Here is a 15,096-nt window from a genome sequence, read left to right on the forward strand (position 1 = left end):
GCAGCGGTACTTGAGCGCCGACCCCGTCCGGGGGCGGTGCCGGGCAAGGAGGGCCGCATGACCGTACGGCGAGTAATGGGCATCGAGACGGAGTACGGGATCTCCGTTCCGGGGCACCCGAACGCCAATGCCATGCTCACCTCGTCCCAGATCGTCAACGCCTACGCGGCGGCGATGCACCGGGCGCGCCGCGCCCGCTGGGACTTCGAGGAGGAGAACCCGCTGCGGGACGCCCGCGGCTTCGACCTCGCCCGCGAGACGGCGGACTCCAGCCAGCTGACCGACGAGGACATCGGCCTGGCCAACGTCATCCTGACCAACGGCGCCCGGCTCTACGTGGACCACGCGCACCCGGAGTACAGCTCCCCGGAGATCACCAACCCGCGCGACGCCGTGCTCTGGGACAAGGCGGGGGAGCGGATCATGGCGGCCGCCGCCGAGCGCGCGGCGCAGCTCCCCGGGGCCCAGCCGATCCACCTCTACAAGAACAACACCGACAACAAGGGCGCCTCCTACGGCACGCACGAGAACTACCTGATGAAGCGGGAGACCCCGTTCTCGGACATCGTGCGGCACCTGACGCCCTTCTTCGTCTCCCGGCAGGTCGTCACCGGCGCCGGCCGGGTCGGCATCGGGCAGGACGGCCACGAGCACGGCTTCCAGCTGAGCCAGCGCGCGGACTACTTCGAGGTCGAGGTCGGACTGGAGACGACCCTCAAACGGCCGATCATCAACACCCGCGACGAGCCGCACGCGGACGCCGAGCGCTACCGCCGGCTCCATGTGATCATCGGGGACGCCAACCTCTCCGAGCTCTCCACCTATCTCAAGCTCGGCACCACCTCCCTGGTGCTGTCCATGATCGAGGACGGCTTCATCGCCGTGGACCTCGCCGTCGACCAGCCCGTCCGCACGCTCCACCAGGTCTCCCACGACACCTCGCTGCGCAAGGCGATCACCCTCCGCAGCGGCCGGACGCTCACCGCAGTCCAGCTCCAGATGGAGTACTACGAACTGGCGAGCAAGTACGTGGAGGACCGCTACGGCTCCGACGCGGACGAGCAGACCCGGGACGTGCTCACCCGCTGGGAGGACGTCCTGAACCGTCTGGAGCGCGATCCGATGAGCCTGGCCGGGGAGCTGGACTGGGTGGCCAAGCGGGAGCTGCTGGAGGGCTACCGGCGCCGGGACAGCCTGGACTGGGACGCCCCCCGGCTCCACCTCGTCGATCTGCAGTACGCCGACGTACGGCCCGACAAGGGCCTGTACAACCGGCTGGCCGCCCGCGGCAGGATGAAGCGGCTGCTGGACGAGAACGAGGTCGAGCGGGCCGTGGCCCAGCCGCCCGAGGACACCCGGGCCTACTTCCGGGGCCGCTGCCTGGAGCAGTACGCGGACGACGTGGCCGCGGCCTCCTGGGATTCGGTGATTTTCGATCTGCCGGGTCGGGACTCGCTTCAGCGGGTACCCACCCTGGAGCCCCTGCGGGGCACCCGGGACCACGTCAAGGAACTCCTGGACCGCTGCCGCACCGCGGAAGATCTGGTCCGGGTGCTCTCCGGCGGCTGAAACGGCCCCGGCCAGGGAACCATGGGTATGACACCCGGCTCTCAGGAGAAGCGCCGGACAGCAGAGAGCCGATGTCGGACCCGCCTTGTAGGGTCTGATCTTGACCGTCCGATCAAGCTGGGTCGAACCGAGCGGGGTGAGGGATATGGCGACGAAGGACACCGGCGGCGGCCAGCAGAAGGCCACGCGTTCCACACAGGAGACCGAGGAGACCACGCAGGAGGCGGAGGCCTCGGAGGATCTCAAGGAGCGCCAGGAGAAGCTGTCCGACGACGTGGACTCCGTCCTGGACGAGATCGACGACGTCCTGGAGGAGAACGCCGAGGACTTCGTGCGCAGCTTCGTGCAGAAGGGCGGCGAGTAGGCCGCACCCGGCACCGGAGGCGCCACGCCGCGTGGCGCCTCCGGTGCGCACGGGCACACCGCGGCGTACGGCGCGTGCCCCGCAGCCCCAGCGGGCCGGAGGGCCTCCTGGGGCTGCGGCGGGCGCCTCCGTCCGCGGCGGCGGACGGCCGCGGGCGTTCCCGGTGAGCGGCGCCGCACCGGACGCCGCTCACCGGGATCCGCTTCTCCCGCGGAACATGTGGATCACGGCCGGGAGACGGGTAAGGTCCGGGACGTGCCGGGTTCTCACCGAACGACGCCCGGTGCAGGGAAGTTCAGGGACCGGCCCGAGGCGATGTGCCGGGCCGCCGCATCTGTGGAAGGAAACGTGTGGAAGCCAACCCTCGCAAGCCCGGGCGTCTGCCGGCTGCCTTCCTGACCCCGGGGTCCTCCTCCTTCATGGACTTTCTCGCCGAGCACGAGCCGGAGCTGCTCCCCGGCCGCCGGCCGCTGCCGCCGGTGCAGGGCGCGATCGAGGCCCCGCACGGCACGACGATCGTCGCGGCGTCGTTCCCCGGCGGCGTGGTGCTCGCCGGTGACCGGCGGGCCACGATGGGCAACATCATCGCCCAGCGCGACATCGAGAAGGTCTTCCCCGCCGACGAGTACAGCGCCGTCGGCATCGCGGGCACGGCCGGGCTCGCGGTCGAGATGGTCAAGCTCTTCCAGCTGGAGCTGGAGCACTTCGAGAAGGTCGAGGGCACGCAGCTCTCCCTGGAGGGCAAGGCCAACCGGCTCTCCACGATGATCCGCGGCAACCTCGGCATGGCCCTGCAGGGCCTGGCCATCATCCCGCTCTTCGCCGGCTGGGACACCGACCGCGAGAAGGGCCGGATCTTCAGCTACGACATCACGGGCGGCCGTTCCGAGGAGCGCGGCTACGCCGCCACCGGCTCGGGCTCCGTCTTCGCCCGCGGCGCCCTCAAGAAGCTCTACCGTGAGGACCTGACCGAACGCCAGGCCCTCACTCTGGTCGTACAGGCTCTCTACGACGCCGCGGACGACGACTCGGCGACCGGCGGACCGGACATGGCCCGCCGCATCTACCCCGTTGTCACGGTCATCACCGACGAGGGCTTCCGGCGGCTCCCGGAGGACGAGTCCTCCGAGATCTCGCGCGCGGTCCACGAGCGCCGGCTCGAGGAGCCGGACGGCCCCCGGGCCGCGCTCCTCTGAGGCCGGAGGACCGGAATGCACTTGTCACCGACACGGACAGAAAGGGACGGATAGCCGGTGTCGACACCGTTCTATGTCTCACCCCAGCAGGCCATGGCCGACCGCGCCGAGTACGCCCGCAAGGGCATCGCGCGCGGCCGCAGCCTCGTCGTCCTGCAGTACACCGACGGCATCGTGTTCGTCGGCGAGAATCCGTCCCGCGCGCTGCACAAGTTCAGCGAGATCTACGACCGGATCGCCTTCGCGGCGGCGGGCAAGTACAACGAGTACGAGAACCTCCGCATCGGCGGTGTGCGCTACGCCGACCTGCGGGGATACACCTACGACCGGGCCGATGTGACGGCCCGCGGGCTCGCCAACGTCTACGCCCAGACCCTCGGCACCATCTTCTCCAGCGCCGGTGAGAAGCCGTACGAGGTCGAGCTGGTGGTCGCCGAGGTGGGGGAGACCCCCGAGGGCGACCAGATCTACCGGCTGCCGCACGACGGCTCGATCGTGGACGAGCACGGCTCCGTCGCGGTCGGTGGCAATTCCGAGCAGATCAGCACCTTCCTGGACCAGCGGCACCGGGACGGCATGACCCTCCCCGAGGCGCTCAAGCTGGCCGTCCAGGCACTCTCGCGGGACACCAACGGCGGCGAGCGGGAGATCCCCGCCGAGCGGCTGGAGGTCGCGGTCCTCGACCGCACCCGCCCGCAGAAGCGGAAGTTCCGCCGCGTCGAGGGCCGCCGGCTCTCCCGTCTCCTGGAGCCGGGTGGCGGCGCGTCCGCGGGTGACGCGGATGCCGCCGACGAGCCGGAGTCCGGCGACGACGGGGAGTGACCCGCGCCCCGTGGCGCCCTCCGTGCCCCGGCGGACCCCTTCCGGTTCCGCCGGGGCACGGCCGTGTCCGGCCCCGCCGGGCGGGCGGATTCCCCGTGCCGCCCGGCGCCCGCGGCGTCCTCGCAGCTCGCGTGGGGGAGCGATCACGCGCCGATGGCGGAAAGTGATCGGGAAAATGATCGGAACGGTGCCGCCGAACCCGGTTTCAGAGCGGGCCGCAAGGCGTAATGTTCAGGCATGGACCGCCGCATTTTCGGGCTGGAGAACGAGTACGGCGTCACGTGCACGTTCAGGGGACAGCGCCGGCTGTCTCCTGACGAAGTGGCGCGCTACCTCTTCCGCCGTGTCGTTTCCTGGGGCCGGAGCAGCAATGTCTTTCTGCGCAACGGTGCCCGCCTCTACCTGGACGTGGGTTCGCACCCGGAATACGCGACACCCGAGTGCGACAACGTGATCGAACTGGTCACGCACGACAAGGCGGGCGAGCGCATTCTCGAGGGACTGCTCGTCGACGCCGAGCGCCGCCTGCACGAGGAGGGCATCGCGGGCGACGTCTATCTCTTCAAGAACAACACCGATTCGGCGGGAAACTCCTACGGCTGCCACGAGAACTACCTCGTGGCCCGGCACGGGGAGTTCTCCCGGCTCGCGGACATCCTCATCCCGTTCCTCGTCACCCGGCAGATGATCTGCGGCGCCGGCAAGGTGCTGCAGACGCCGCGCGGCGCCGTCTACTGCGTCAGCCAGCGTGCCGAGCACATCTGGGAGGGCGTCAGCTCGGCGACCACCCGGTCCCGGCCGATCATCAACACCCGCGACGAGCCGCACGCCGACGCCGAGCGCTACCGCCGGCTCCATGTGATCGTCGGCGACTCCAACATGTCCGAGACGACCATGCTGCTCAAGGTCGGCGCCACCGACCTCGTGCTGCGCATGATCGAGGCGGGCACCGTCATGCGCGACCTCACCCTGGAGAACCCGATCCGGGCGATCCGCGAGGTCAGCCACGACATGACCGGCCGCCGCAAGGTGCGGCTCGCCAGCGGGCGGGAGGCGTCCGCCCTGGAGATACAGCAGGAGTACTACGAGAAGGCCGTCGACTTCTGCGAGCGCCGGGGCATCCGCACCGGCACCGTCGAACGGGTGCTGGAGTTGTGGGGCCGGACCCTGGAGGCCATCCGGGACGAGGACCTCGACCGTGTCGGCACCGAGATCGACTGGGTGATGAAGTACAAGCTCCTGGACCGCTACCGGGCCAAGAACAACATCACCATGTCCCACCCGCGGGTCGCCCAGATAGATCTCGCCTACCACGACATCCACCGCCGCCGCGGGCTCTACTACCTGCTGGAGCGGCGCGGCCAGGCCGCCCGGGTCTGCAACGACCTCAAGATCTTCGAGGGCAAGTCGGTGCCGCCGCAGACCACCCGGGCCCGGCTCCGCGGCGACTTCATCCGCCGCGCCCAGGAGCAGCGCCGTGACTTCACGGTGGACTGGGTGCATCTCAAGCTCAACGACCAGGCGCAGCGCACGGTCCTCTGCAAGGACCCGTTCCGCTCCGTGGACGACCGGGTGGAGAAGCTGATCGCCGGGATGTGACGGCGGGCGGCGGCACGGCGGCGGAGAGGTCCGGCTCATCCGGACCTCTCCGCCGGTGTGCCGCCCGTGGTTAGAGTGGCACCATCCGTTCCGTTCCCACCGCAGCCCCCCAAGGAATTCACAGTGCGCCGAATCGCAGCCCTGCTGGCTGTTCCCCTGCTGCTCGTCTCCGTCGCGGCCTGCGGCGACGACGACCCGAAGTCCAACGGCAAGTCCGGTGCCGTCCCCGCCGTCTCCGGCGAGGACGGCAAGAAGCCGAAGGTCGCCAAGGGTGAGGGCGACCCGCCCAAGGGCCTGAAGGTCAAGGTCCTCAAGGAGGGCAAGGGGGCGGAGGTGAAGAAGGGCGAGGCCCTGAACGCCCACTACCTGGGGCAGACGTGGGAGGGCGAGGTCTTCGACAACAGCTACGACCGCGGCGAGCCGAGCACCTTCCAGATCGGCACCGGCAAGGTCATCAAGGGCTGGGACGAGGGCCTGGTCGGGCAGAAGCTCGGCAGCCGCGTCGAGCTCGTCATCCCGCCGGACAAGGGGTACGGAAAGCAGGAGCAGGCGAAGATCCCCGCCAACTCCACCCTCGTCTTCGTGGTGGACCTCAAGAAGGTCATGCCGACCCGGCCCGAGGGCAAGGAAGTCCCGCAGACCGACGCGGAGCTGCCGAAGGTCGGCACCGAGACCGACGACAAGGCGCCGAAGGTGACCATCCCCAAGGGGAAGGACGCCCCCGGGAAGGTCGTCACCAAGACGATCATCGAGGGCACCGGCAAGGAGGTGGGCGCGAAGGACACCCTGAACGTCCACTACGGTCTGACCCTGTGGAAGGACGGCAAGCCCGGTGGCGACACCTGGGCCCAGGGCACTCCGCAGGACGTCCCGATCGCCCAGATGCCCGGCTGGAGCGAGGGCCTCAAGGGCCAGAAGGCCGGGAGCAGGGTCATGCTCGTCGTCCCGCAGGACGAGCTGACCAAGGAGCAGCAGAAGCAGATCAAGTCCGACCTGGTCTTCGTCGTGGACATCCTCGGCATCGCGTGATCACGGCCTCTCCGCCGGACTGTTACGGTTTCGCCGACAGAAATTCTTTCTAGGAGCAACTTCAGTGAGCATCGAGAAGCCCGAGATCGACTTCCCGGGCGGCGAGCCGCCGGCCGACCTGGAGATCAAGGACATCTGGGAGGGTGACGGCCCCGTCGCCAAGGCCGGGGACACCGTCTCCGTCCATTACGTGGGCGTCGCCTTCAGCACCGGCGAGGAGTTCGACGCCAGCTGGAACCGCGGCACGCCGCTGCAGTTTCAGCTCGGCGTGGGCCAGGTCATCAGCGGCTGGGACCAGGGCGTGCAGGGCATGAAGGTCGGCGGCCGCCGCCAGCTGACCATCCCGGCGCACCTTGCGTACGGCGACCGCGGCGCCGGTGGCGGCCGCATCAAGCCGGGCGAGACGCTGATCTTCGTCTGCGACCTCGTGGCGGTCTGACACACCGGCCGCTGCCAGGCCGTATCCCCGAGGGCCCGTGCCGTCAAGGCATGGGCCCTCGCTTTTGCCGGTGACCTCCGGAGCGGTACGGTCATCGGTCGGGGAGCACAACGAGAAAGGGCGTCGATGGCCATTGCCAAGGCCGAGCGGCTGATGAACCTGGCGCTGTGCCTGCTGGGCACCCGGCGTCCGCTCAGCAAGCGCGAGCTCCGGGCCTCCATCGAGGCGTACATCGAGGCCGCCACGGACGAGGCCTTCAACCGTATGTTCGAGCGGGACAAGGACGATCTGCGCGAGCTCGGCCTGGTCATCGAGACGGTCGAGGGCTTCGACGGCGACATCGGCTACCGCGCGCACCGCGACAGCAACCGGCTGCCGCCCGTCGCCCTCGACGCCTCCGAGGCCGCCGCCCTGGGCCTGGCCGCCAAGGTGTGGCAGCAGGCCCGGCTGGCCGGCGCCGCCAGCGGAGCGCTGCAGAAGCTGCGCGCGGCCGGGATGCCGCTCGCCGAGGACGCCTACACCGGCCAGAGCGCGCTGGAACCGCGGATCCCGGCCCAGGAGCCGGCCTTCGAACCGCTGATGCTGGCCTGCCGCGACCGCCGCCCGGTGGTCTTCGACTACCGCAAGGCCACCGCCGCGCGCCCCGGGACCCGGCATGTCGAGCCCTGGACCCTGGAGTGCTGCCGCGGCCACTGGTATCTCGCCGGCTGGGACCGCGACCGGGGCGCCGAGCGGGTCTTCCGGCTCTCCCGGATCACCGGCCGGGTCAAGTCGCGCGCCGGTGCCTTCACCGCCGCGGTGCCGGACCACGTCACCGTCCGCGAGACGGTGGAGCGCTGGGCCGGAGAGGTCGCCACCAGTACGGCCCGGATCCGGCTGCGGACCGGCGCCGGTTATCCGCTGCGGGCGCGGGCCCTCTCCGTCCGGGAGGCGGGGGAGGGCTGGGACGAGCTGGAGATCCCGTACGGGCACGGACTGGACGCCTGGCTGGTGGAGTTCGGGCCCGACGTGGTCGTCCTGGAACCGGCCGAGCTGCGGACCGATGTGGTCGAACGGCTGCGCGCCGTGGCCAAGGGCTGAGAGACGCCGAGAGAACGAGGGACGACGAGACCGCCGATGGCCACCAACGCGATTGACCAGACCCGCCGGATGCTCTCCCTGGTGACCTATCTGCGCGAACGCCCCGGCGCCCGCGTCAGCGACGTCGCCCGCGCCTTCGGCATCACCGAGGACGAGCTCATCGCCGACCTCAACGTCCTGCCGATGTGCGGCACCAGCTTCCGCGGCGGCGACCTGCTGGACATCGACACCGACGGCGACCGCATCTGGTGGCGCAACCCGGACGCCGCCGGCAGCAGCTCCGGCGCCCCGCTGCGGCTGGCCGCCGACGAGGCCACCGCCCTGCTGGTGGCCGCCCGCGCCGTCGCCACCCTCCCCGGTCTGCGGGAGAGCGACCGGCAGGCCCTGCTGCGCGCCACCGCCAAACTGGAGGCGGCGGCCGGCGAGGCCGCGGGGGCCAGCTCCCGGCTGTCGGTCACCTTCGAGTCCGAGGGCGGGGTCTTCGCCGATGTCGACCGCGCCATCTCCGAGCGGCGCCGGCTGTGGCTGCGCTACTACTCGCCCGCCCGCGACGAGCTCACCGAACGCGAGGTCGACCCGATCCGGCTGTTCGCCGTCGGCCACACCTATATGGAGGCCTGGTGCCGGACCTCCGAGGCCCGGCGCACCTTCCGCCTCGACCGGGTCGCCGAGATCCGGCTGCTGGACGAGCCCGCGGACCCGCCGCAGCTCGAGCTCCGCGACCTCTCCGAGGGGCTGGTCCAGCCGTCCGCCGAGGACCCGGAGGTCGTCGTCGAGGTCGGCCCCGGCGGGCGCTGGGTCGCCGAGTACTACCCGCACGACAGCGCCGAGGAACTCGACGACGGCGGGCTGCGGATCACCCTGCGCACCCCCGACCCCGCGAGCCTGCGCCGGCTCGCGCTCCGGCTGGGCGGTGACGGCCGCATCGTCTCGCCCGCCGACCTCGCCGAGAGCGCCCGGCTGGCGGCGGGGCGGGCCCTGGCGGCCTACGGCGGATGACGAGACGGAGGACGGGGATGGAGACGGTGACCACCGCGGTGCTCTACAAGGCCGCGTGCCCGGACTGCCGGGGCCGGTTCGAGCTGGCATCCGAGGCCATACGGCTGGCCATCGGCGCCAGCGACCGGACGACCTTCTACTCCTTCACCTGCCCCGACTGCGGGGCGGCGGTGCGCAAGCCGGCGGGGGAGCGGATCGTGGCACTGCTGACCGGTGGCGGTGTCCGCACGCTGCGGCTGCACTCCACGGTCTGACCGGCCCGGCGCCGCACGGTCCCGCTCGGCTAGGCTCCCCTCCATGTTCTGGCCCATGACCGCCGTCGCCCTCGCCTTCTGCGGGATCGCCGTCCTCGGCGTCCTGGCCGCCCGCGTCTTCACCGAGGTGCGCCGGCTGTCCCGGCAGGTGGCGGAGGCCTCGCAGCGCATCGAACGCGCGGCCGGGGACCTGGAGCGCGCCGCGACCCCGCTCGCCGCCCGGCCGGGCGCGCCCGACGGCGGCTGAGCACGGTCCGGGCAGGCGTGTCCCCGGCCGCGGCGGCTCGGCGCCGGCAGGCTCGTCCCCCCCCGGTTTCCCGGCCCTCTTTCCCCGGGCGGCGGGGGAGGTACGCTGGCGTGTGCGGTCTCTATGCAGAGGCGGGGCCGCAACCGGGAGTGCGCGGAGGGATTGCCCGCCGTTCACCCTTGCGCGTTACGATGCTGTGCGCGGGAGGTCGGGCGTCCCCGATTCCCCCGGCAAGACCCCACCAGACGCCGCCTCGGGGAGTAGGTACACGCACATGTTCGCCAACCTGAAGCCTCTTGAGATCGTACTGATCATCCTTGTCATCCTGCTGCTGTTCGGCGCCAAGAAGCTCCCCGACATGGCCCGTTCGCTCGGCAAGTCGGCCCGCATCCTCAAGAGCGAGGCCAAGGCGATGAAGAAGGACGGCGAGACCCCGGCCGGCGGGCAGGAGCCCGCCGCCCCCGAGTCCGGGCAGACGGCTCCTCCCGCGCCGCGCACCATCCAGGCCGCCCCCGGTGATGTGAGCAGCTCCCGTCCGGTGTCCGAGCCGGGCCACGCCTCCCAGCAGAGCTGACACCGTCGTCGTAGAGCCACTCCCGGCGGCCACGGCTGCCACACAAGATGAGGAACGTGGGGTTGCTGAAGTCTTCCCGCAAGCGGGAGAAGGACCCAGAGGGGCGGATGCCGCTCGCGGAGCATCTGCGTGAGCTCCGCGACCGGCTGCTCAAAGCCGTGCTGGCGATCCTCGTGGTCACCGTGGCCGCGTTCTGGTTCTACGAGGAGATCGCCGACTGGCTGACGGCCCCGATCCGGGAATCCGTGGGCTGTACGGCGAGTTTCACCGATCTCGCCGAGAAGGGCGACAACTGCGCCCAGCTGACGGTCGACGGTCTCCTGGGCCCGTTCACCATCATGATCAAGGTGGGGCTCATGACCGGTGTGGTGGCGGCATGCCCGGTCTGGCTCTATCAGTTGTGGGCGTTCCTCGCGCCGGGCCTCCACAAGAACGAACAGAAGTACGCCCTCATGTTCGCGGGCGTGGGCCTCCCGCTGTTCGTCGGGGGCGGCTACTTCGCGTATCTGATCCTTCCCACCAGCGCCGCGGCCCTCATCGGGCTGACCCCGGACGGCCTGGGACTCAGCAACCTCGTCCGCCTGGACGACTACCTCGACATCGTCACCCGGCTCGTGGTCGTCTTCGGACTCGCCTTCGAGCTGCCCCTGCTGCTGGTCATGCTGAACTTCGGCGGAGTCATCTCGGGCCGCCGCATGGCCGGCTGGTGGCGGTGGATGGTCATGAGCATCACGGTCTTCGCCGCGTTCGCCACCCCCACCGGCGACCCGCTGACCATGCTGGCGCTCGCCGCACCGATCGTCCTGCTGTACTTCCTGGCGGTCGGCATCGCGCTCGCCAACGACCGCCGGCGCCGCCGCAGGAACCCGGACGCGGAGCTGAGCGACGACGAGGCCTCCCAGCTCGATCTGACCCCCGAGGCCATCGACGAGATCGAGCCGGTCGGCTCCGGCCGGGCCGCGCTGCCGCAGCAGGCCCGGGAGGAGAACAGCCCCCGGGTGAACGGCTACGACGACGCCACGTAGCACCCTTCGCGGGGCCCCGGAGCGGCGGCCCGGCCCTCGGAAGGAACTGCTTCCGTACCAGCGGTTACGGCGGTGCGGCCGACCGGATACAGTCCCGGCGTGACCAGCGAGATCACCCTGTTCGTCAACCCCGCCGCGGGGCGCGGCCGCGGTGCGCGCGCCGCCCGCCCCGCGGCGTCCGCCCTGCGGGACGCCGGCTTCTCCGTACGGACCGTGCTCGGCACCGACGCCGCCGATGCGCTGGACCGCGCCCGCGCGGCCGTCGCCGCCGGCACCGGCGCCCTGATCGCCGTCGGCGGGGACGGCATGGTCTCCCTCGCCCTGCGGGCCGTCGCCGGAACCGACGTGCCGCTGGGCGTCGTCGCCGCCGGCTCCGGGAACGACTACGCCCGCGCCCACGGCCTGCCGGTCCGGCAGCCGGCCGCCGCCGCCGTGGTGGCCGCCACCGCGCTCAAGGAGCACGGCGGGCGCCCCACGGACCTCGGCCGGGCCGGGGACCGCTGGTTCGGCACCGTGCTCGCCTCCGGCTTCGACTCCCGCGTCAACGACCGGGGCAACCGGCTCCGCGGCCCCGTCGGGCGCTTCCGCTACGACCTGGCGCTCCTCGCCGAACTGGCCGCGCTGCGCACCGTCCCGTACCGGATCAGCCTCGACGACGGGCCCGCACGGGAGATCGAGGCGACCCTCGTCGCGGTCGGCAACGCCCCCTCCTACGGCGGCGGCATGCGGATCTGCCCCGGGGCCCGGACCGACGACGGGCTCTTCGACATCACGGTCGTCGGCCCCTGCACCCGCACCACGCTGCTGCGGGTCTTCCCCCGCGTCTACCGGGGCAGCCATCTCTCCCACCCGGCCGTGACCGCCCTGCGCGCCCGGAGCGTCACCCTGGAGGCGCCCGGGGTCACCGGCTACGCCGACGGGGAACCGCTCGGTCCGCTGCCGCTGACCGCCGCCACCGTGCCGGAGGCGGTGCGGCTGCTCGTCCCCTGAGCGGGCGGGCCCGGCTCCGGCCCGGGCTCCCGCAAAAGATCGCTGGGATGTCCGAGGCGGCCGGTAGGCTCGTGAATACGATGACCGACGACATGTCCCCAGCCGAGCGCTACGCCGCCGCCCGGAGCCGCGCCGCCGAGCAGGCCACCGCGCTCCTCCCGTTCCGCGCGATGTACGACTTCGACCTGGACCCGTTCCAGATCGACGCCTGCCGGGCCCTGGAGGCGGGGAAGGGCGTCCTGGTCGCCGCGCCCACCGGCTCCGGCAAGACCATCGTCGGCGAGTTCGCCGTCCACCTGGCCCTCGCCCAGGGCCGCAAATGCTTCTACACCACGCCGATCAAGGCGCTCTCCAACCAGAAGTACAACGACCTCGTGAAGCGCTACGGCGCCGCCAAGGTCGGCCTGCTGACCGGCGACAACAGCGTCAACAGCGAGGCCCCGGTGATCGTCATGACCACCGAGGTGCTGCGCAACATGCTCTACGCCGGCTCCCAGTCCCTGACGGGCCTCGGCTATGTCGTCATGGACGAGGTGCACTACCTCTCCGACCGTTTCCGCGGCGCGGTCTGGGAGGAGGTCATCATCCACCTCCCCGAGTCCGTCACCCTCGTCTCCCTCTCCGCGACGGTCTCCAACGCCGAGGAGTTCGGCGACTGGCTGGACACCGTGCGCGGCGACACCGAGGTGATCGTCTCCGAGCACCGCCCCGTACCGCTCTGGCAGCACGTCCTGGCCGGCCGGCGGATGTACGACCTCTTCGAGGAGAAGAGCGGGCGGGACGGCGCCGGGCGCCGCGAGGTCAACCCCGATCTGGTCCGGCTCGCCCGGATGGAGAACAGCCGCCCCACCGGCCCCCGCGACCGCCGGCGCGGCCGCGTCCTCCGCGAGGCCGACCGCGAGCGCGAACGCCGCCAGCGCAGCCGGATCTGGACGCCCAGCCGCGTCGAGGTCATCGACCGGCTCGACGCCGAGGGCCTGCTGCCCGCCATCACGTTCATCTTCAGCCGCGCCGGCTGCGAGGCCGCCGTCCAGCAGTGCCTGGCCGCCGGCCTGCGGCTCAACGACGAGCCCGCCCGCCGCCGGGTCCGGGAGATCGTCGAGCGGCGCACCGCCACCATCCCCGACGAGGATCTGCACGTCCTCGGCTACTTCGAGTGGCTGGAGGGCCTGGAGCGGGGCATCGCCGCGCACCACGCCGGCATGCTGCCCACCTTCAAGGAGGTCGTGGAGGAGCTGTTCGTCCAGGGCCTGGTGAAGGCCGTCTTCGCCACCGAGACGCTGGCCCTGGGCATCAACATGCCCGCCCGCTCGGTGGTGCTGGAGAAGCTGGTCAAGTGGAACGGCCAGCAGCACGCGGACATCACGCCGGGCGAGTACACCCAGCTCACCGGCCGGGCCGGGCGCCGCGGCATCGACGTCGAGGGCCACGCGGTGGTGCTCTGGCAGCGGGCCATGGACCCGGAGGCGCTGGCCGGGCTGGCCGGCACCCGCACCTATCCGCTCCGCTCCTCCTTCAAGCCCTCGTACAACATGGCGGTCAATCTGGTCTCCCAGTTCGGGCGGCACCGCTCCCGGGAACTGCTGGAGACCTCCTTCGCGCAGTTCCAGGCGGACCGCTCGGTCGTCGGCATCTCCCGTCAGGTGCAGAAGAACGAGGAGGGTCTGGAGGGCTACCGCGCCTCCATGACCTGCCATCTCGGCGACTTCGAGGAGTACGCCCGCCTCCGCCGCGACCTCAAGGAGCGCGAGACCGAACTCGCCAAGCAGGGCGCGGCGCAGCGCCGGGTGGCGGCCGCGGCCGCCCTGGAGAAGCTCCGGCCGGGTGACGTCATCCATGTGCCGACGGGCAAGTACGCCGGGCTGGCGCTGGTCCTCGACCCGGGCCTGCCCGCCGGGCGGTCCAACGGCCACCGCGGCTTCGACCACCACGACGGGCCCCGCCCGCTGGTGCTCACCGCCGAGCGGCAGGTCAAGCGGCTCGCGTCGATCGACTTCCCGGTGCCCGTCGAGGCGCTGGACCGGATGCGCATCCCCAAGTCCTTCAACGCCCGCTCCCCGCACTCCCGCCGGGACCTGGCCTCCGCGCTGCGCACCCGCGCCGGGCACATCACCCCGGAGCGGCACCGCAGGGGCCGCGCCCCGGCGGCGGACGACGCCGAGATCGCCCGGCTGCGCACCGAGATCCGCGCCCATCCCTGCCACGGCTGCTCGGACCGGGAGGACCACGCCCGCTGGGCCGAGCGCTACCACCGGCTGCGCCGGGACACCCGGCAGCTGGAGCGCCGTATCGAGGGCCGGACCAACACCATCGCCCGCACCTTCGACCGGGTCTACGCCCTGCTGTCGGACCTCGGCTATCTCCGAGGCGACGAGGTGACGGAGGACGGCCGCCGGCTGGCCCGGCTCTACGGCGAGCTGGACCTGCTGGCTTCCGAGTGCCTGCGCGCGGGGGTCTGGAACGACCTCAAACCGGCCGAACTGGCGGCCTGCGCCTCGGCGCTGGTCTACGAGGCCCGCTCCGCCGACGACGCCCTGCCGCCCAAGCTGCCCACCGGCGCCGCCCAGCAGGCGCTGGGCGAGATGGTGCGCATCTGGGGGCGGCTGGACGCGCTGGAGGAGGAGCACCGGATCAACCAGACCGAGGGCGTCGGGCAGCGGGAGCCGGATCTGGGCTTCGCCTGGTCCGCCCACCGCTGGGCGTCCGGGCACGGGCTGGACGAGGTGCTGCGCGAGGTGGAGATGCCCGCCGGTGACTTCGTCCGCTGGTGCAAGCAGGTCATCGACGTCCTGGGACAGATCGCGGAGGCGGCGCCGGACGGCACCCCGATCCGCCGCAACGCCCGGCGCGCGGTGGACGGGATGCTCCGCGGGGTGGTGGCCTACTCCTCGGTGGGCTGAGGCGGGCTT

At 71.6% G+C, this 15,096-nt stretch carries 15 protein-coding genes; all 15 read left to right on the plus strand.

Annotated elements, in window-relative coordinates; genetic code table 11:
• The first annotated feature begins 57 nt into the window (after window positions 1-57).
• The 15 genes from dop to LIX60_RS27175 all read left to right on the plus strand — a co-directional run bounded on the left by dop (window position 58) and on the right by LIX60_RS27175 (window position 15,087).
• Window positions 58-1,569 (plus strand): depupylase/deamidase Dop, encoded by a 1,512-nt coding sequence (gene dop / locus LIX60_RS27105; protein WP_374117926.1) that lies wholly within the window; start codon window positions 58-60, stop codon window positions 1,567-1,569.
• A 145-nt stretch (window positions 1,570-1,714) separates the two neighbouring features.
• On the plus strand, window positions 1,715-1,933 hold the full coding sequence (locus LIX60_RS27110) for a ubiquitin-like protein Pup (protein ID WP_019708856.1): 219 nt from the start codon (window positions 1,715-1,717) through the stop codon (window positions 1,931-1,933).
• A gap of 350 nt (window positions 1,934-2,283) precedes the next feature.
• On the plus strand, window positions 2,284-3,129 hold the full coding sequence (gene prcB / locus LIX60_RS27115) for a proteasome subunit beta (protein WP_019708855.1): 846 nt from the start codon (window positions 2,284-2,286) through the stop codon (window positions 3,127-3,129).
• Window positions 3,130-3,186: 57 nt separating this feature from the next.
• On the plus strand, window positions 3,187-3,951 hold the full coding sequence (gene prcA / locus LIX60_RS27120; protein WP_043463404.1) for a proteasome subunit alpha: 765 nt from the start codon (window positions 3,187-3,189) through the stop codon (window positions 3,949-3,951).
• A gap of 237 nt (window positions 3,952-4,188) precedes the next feature.
• A complete protein-coding gene (gene pafA, locus LIX60_RS27125) occupies window positions 4,189-5,550 on the plus strand; it encodes a Pup--protein ligase (protein ID WP_019708853.1) in 1,362 nt (453 codons plus the stop codon).
• 123 nt (window positions 5,551-5,673) lie between these two features.
• The gene (locus tag LIX60_RS27130; RefSeq protein ID WP_125624555.1) at window positions 5,674-6,579 is read left to right on the plus strand and encodes an FKBP-type peptidyl-prolyl cis-trans isomerase; all 906 of its coding nucleotides are present in this window, start codon (window positions 5,674-5,676) and stop codon (window positions 6,577-6,579) included.
• A gap of 64 nt (window positions 6,580-6,643) precedes the next feature.
• On the plus strand, window positions 6,644-7,018 hold the full coding sequence (locus LIX60_RS27135) for an FKBP-type peptidyl-prolyl cis-trans isomerase (RefSeq protein ID WP_019708851.1): 375 nt from the start codon (window positions 6,644-6,646) through the stop codon (window positions 7,016-7,018).
• 126 nt (window positions 7,019-7,144) lie between these two features.
• The gene (locus LIX60_RS27140) at window positions 7,145-8,098 is read left to right on the plus strand and encodes a YafY family protein (protein WP_043463410.1); all 954 of its coding nucleotides are present in this window, start codon (window positions 7,145-7,147) and stop codon (window positions 8,096-8,098) included.
• A 36-nt stretch (window positions 8,099-8,134) separates the two neighbouring features.
• Entirely contained in the window at window positions 8,135-9,097 is a 963-nt protein-coding gene (locus LIX60_RS27145; RefSeq protein ID WP_043463413.1) for a YafY family protein, read from the plus strand.
• On the plus strand, window positions 9,094-9,351 hold the full coding sequence (locus LIX60_RS27150; RefSeq protein ID WP_227961482.1) for a hypothetical protein: 258 nt from the start codon (window positions 9,094-9,096) through the stop codon (window positions 9,349-9,351). Before LIX60_RS27145 ends, LIX60_RS27150 begins: the two co-directional genes overlap by 4 nt.
• Before the next feature lie 43 nt (window positions 9,352-9,394).
• Window positions 9,395-9,598, plus strand: coding sequence for a hypothetical protein (locus LIX60_RS27155; protein WP_227961484.1), 204 nt, complete (start codon window positions 9,395-9,397; stop codon window positions 9,596-9,598).
• 274 nt (window positions 9,599-9,872) lie between these two features.
• A complete protein-coding gene (tatA, locus tag LIX60_RS27160) occupies window positions 9,873-10,172 on the plus strand; it encodes a Sec-independent protein translocase subunit TatA (protein WP_227961487.1) in 300 nt (99 codons plus the stop codon).
• A gap of 62 nt (window positions 10,173-10,234) precedes the next feature.
• On the plus strand, window positions 10,235-11,197 hold the full coding sequence (gene tatC, locus LIX60_RS27165) for a twin-arginine translocase subunit TatC (RefSeq protein WP_227961489.1): 963 nt from the start codon (window positions 10,235-10,237) through the stop codon (window positions 11,195-11,197).
• A 99-nt stretch (window positions 11,198-11,296) separates the two neighbouring features.
• A complete protein-coding gene (locus LIX60_RS27170) occupies window positions 11,297-12,187 on the plus strand; it encodes a diacylglycerol kinase (protein WP_227961491.1) in 891 nt (296 codons plus the stop codon).
• 80 nt (window positions 12,188-12,267) lie between these two features.
• Window positions 12,268-15,087, plus strand: a complete 2,820-nt coding sequence (locus LIX60_RS27175; protein WP_227961494.1) for an RNA helicase — start codon at window positions 12,268-12,270, stop codon at window positions 15,085-15,087.
• The last annotated feature ends 9 nt before the right edge of the window (window positions 15,088-15,096 follow it).

It is taken from the genome of Streptomyces sp. S07_1.15 (assembly GCF_020739505.1).
Taxonomy (GTDB): Bacteria; Actinomycetota; Actinomycetes; order Streptomycetales; family Streptomycetaceae; genus Streptomyces; species Streptomyces xinghaiensis.

Bases quoted from the DNA above. Each gene is read 5' to 3' on its own strand.
- dop (WP_374117926.1), top strand. From the start codon at position 58: ATGACCGTACGGCGAGTAATGGGCATCGAGACGGAGTACGGGATCTCC.
- LIX60_RS27110 (WP_019708856.1), top strand. From the start codon at position 1,715: ATGGCGACGAAGGACACCGGCGGCGGCCAGCAGAAGGCCACGCGTTCC.
- pafA (WP_019708853.1), top strand. From the start codon at position 4,189: ATGGACCGCCGCATTTTCGGGCTGGAGAACGAGTACGGCGTCACGTGC.
- LIX60_RS27140 (WP_043463410.1), top strand. From the start codon at position 7,145: ATGGCCATTGCCAAGGCCGAGCGGCTGATGAACCTGGCGCTGTGCCTG.
- LIX60_RS27145 (WP_043463413.1), top strand. From the start codon at position 8,135: ATGGCCACCAACGCGATTGACCAGACCCGCCGGATGCTCTCCCTGGTG.
- LIX60_RS27150 (WP_227961482.1), top strand. From the start codon at position 9,094: ATGACGAGACGGAGGACGGGGATGGAGACGGTGACCACCGCGGTGCTC.
- LIX60_RS27155 (WP_227961484.1), top strand. From the start codon at position 9,395: ATGTTCTGGCCCATGACCGCCGTCGCCCTCGCCTTCTGCGGGATCGCC.
- tatA (WP_227961487.1), top strand. From the start codon at position 9,873: ATGTTCGCCAACCTGAAGCCTCTTGAGATCGTACTGATCATCCTTGTC.
- LIX60_RS27175 (WP_227961494.1), top strand. From the start codon at position 12,268: ATGACCGACGACATGTCCCCAGCCGAGCGCTACGCCGCCGCCCGGAGC.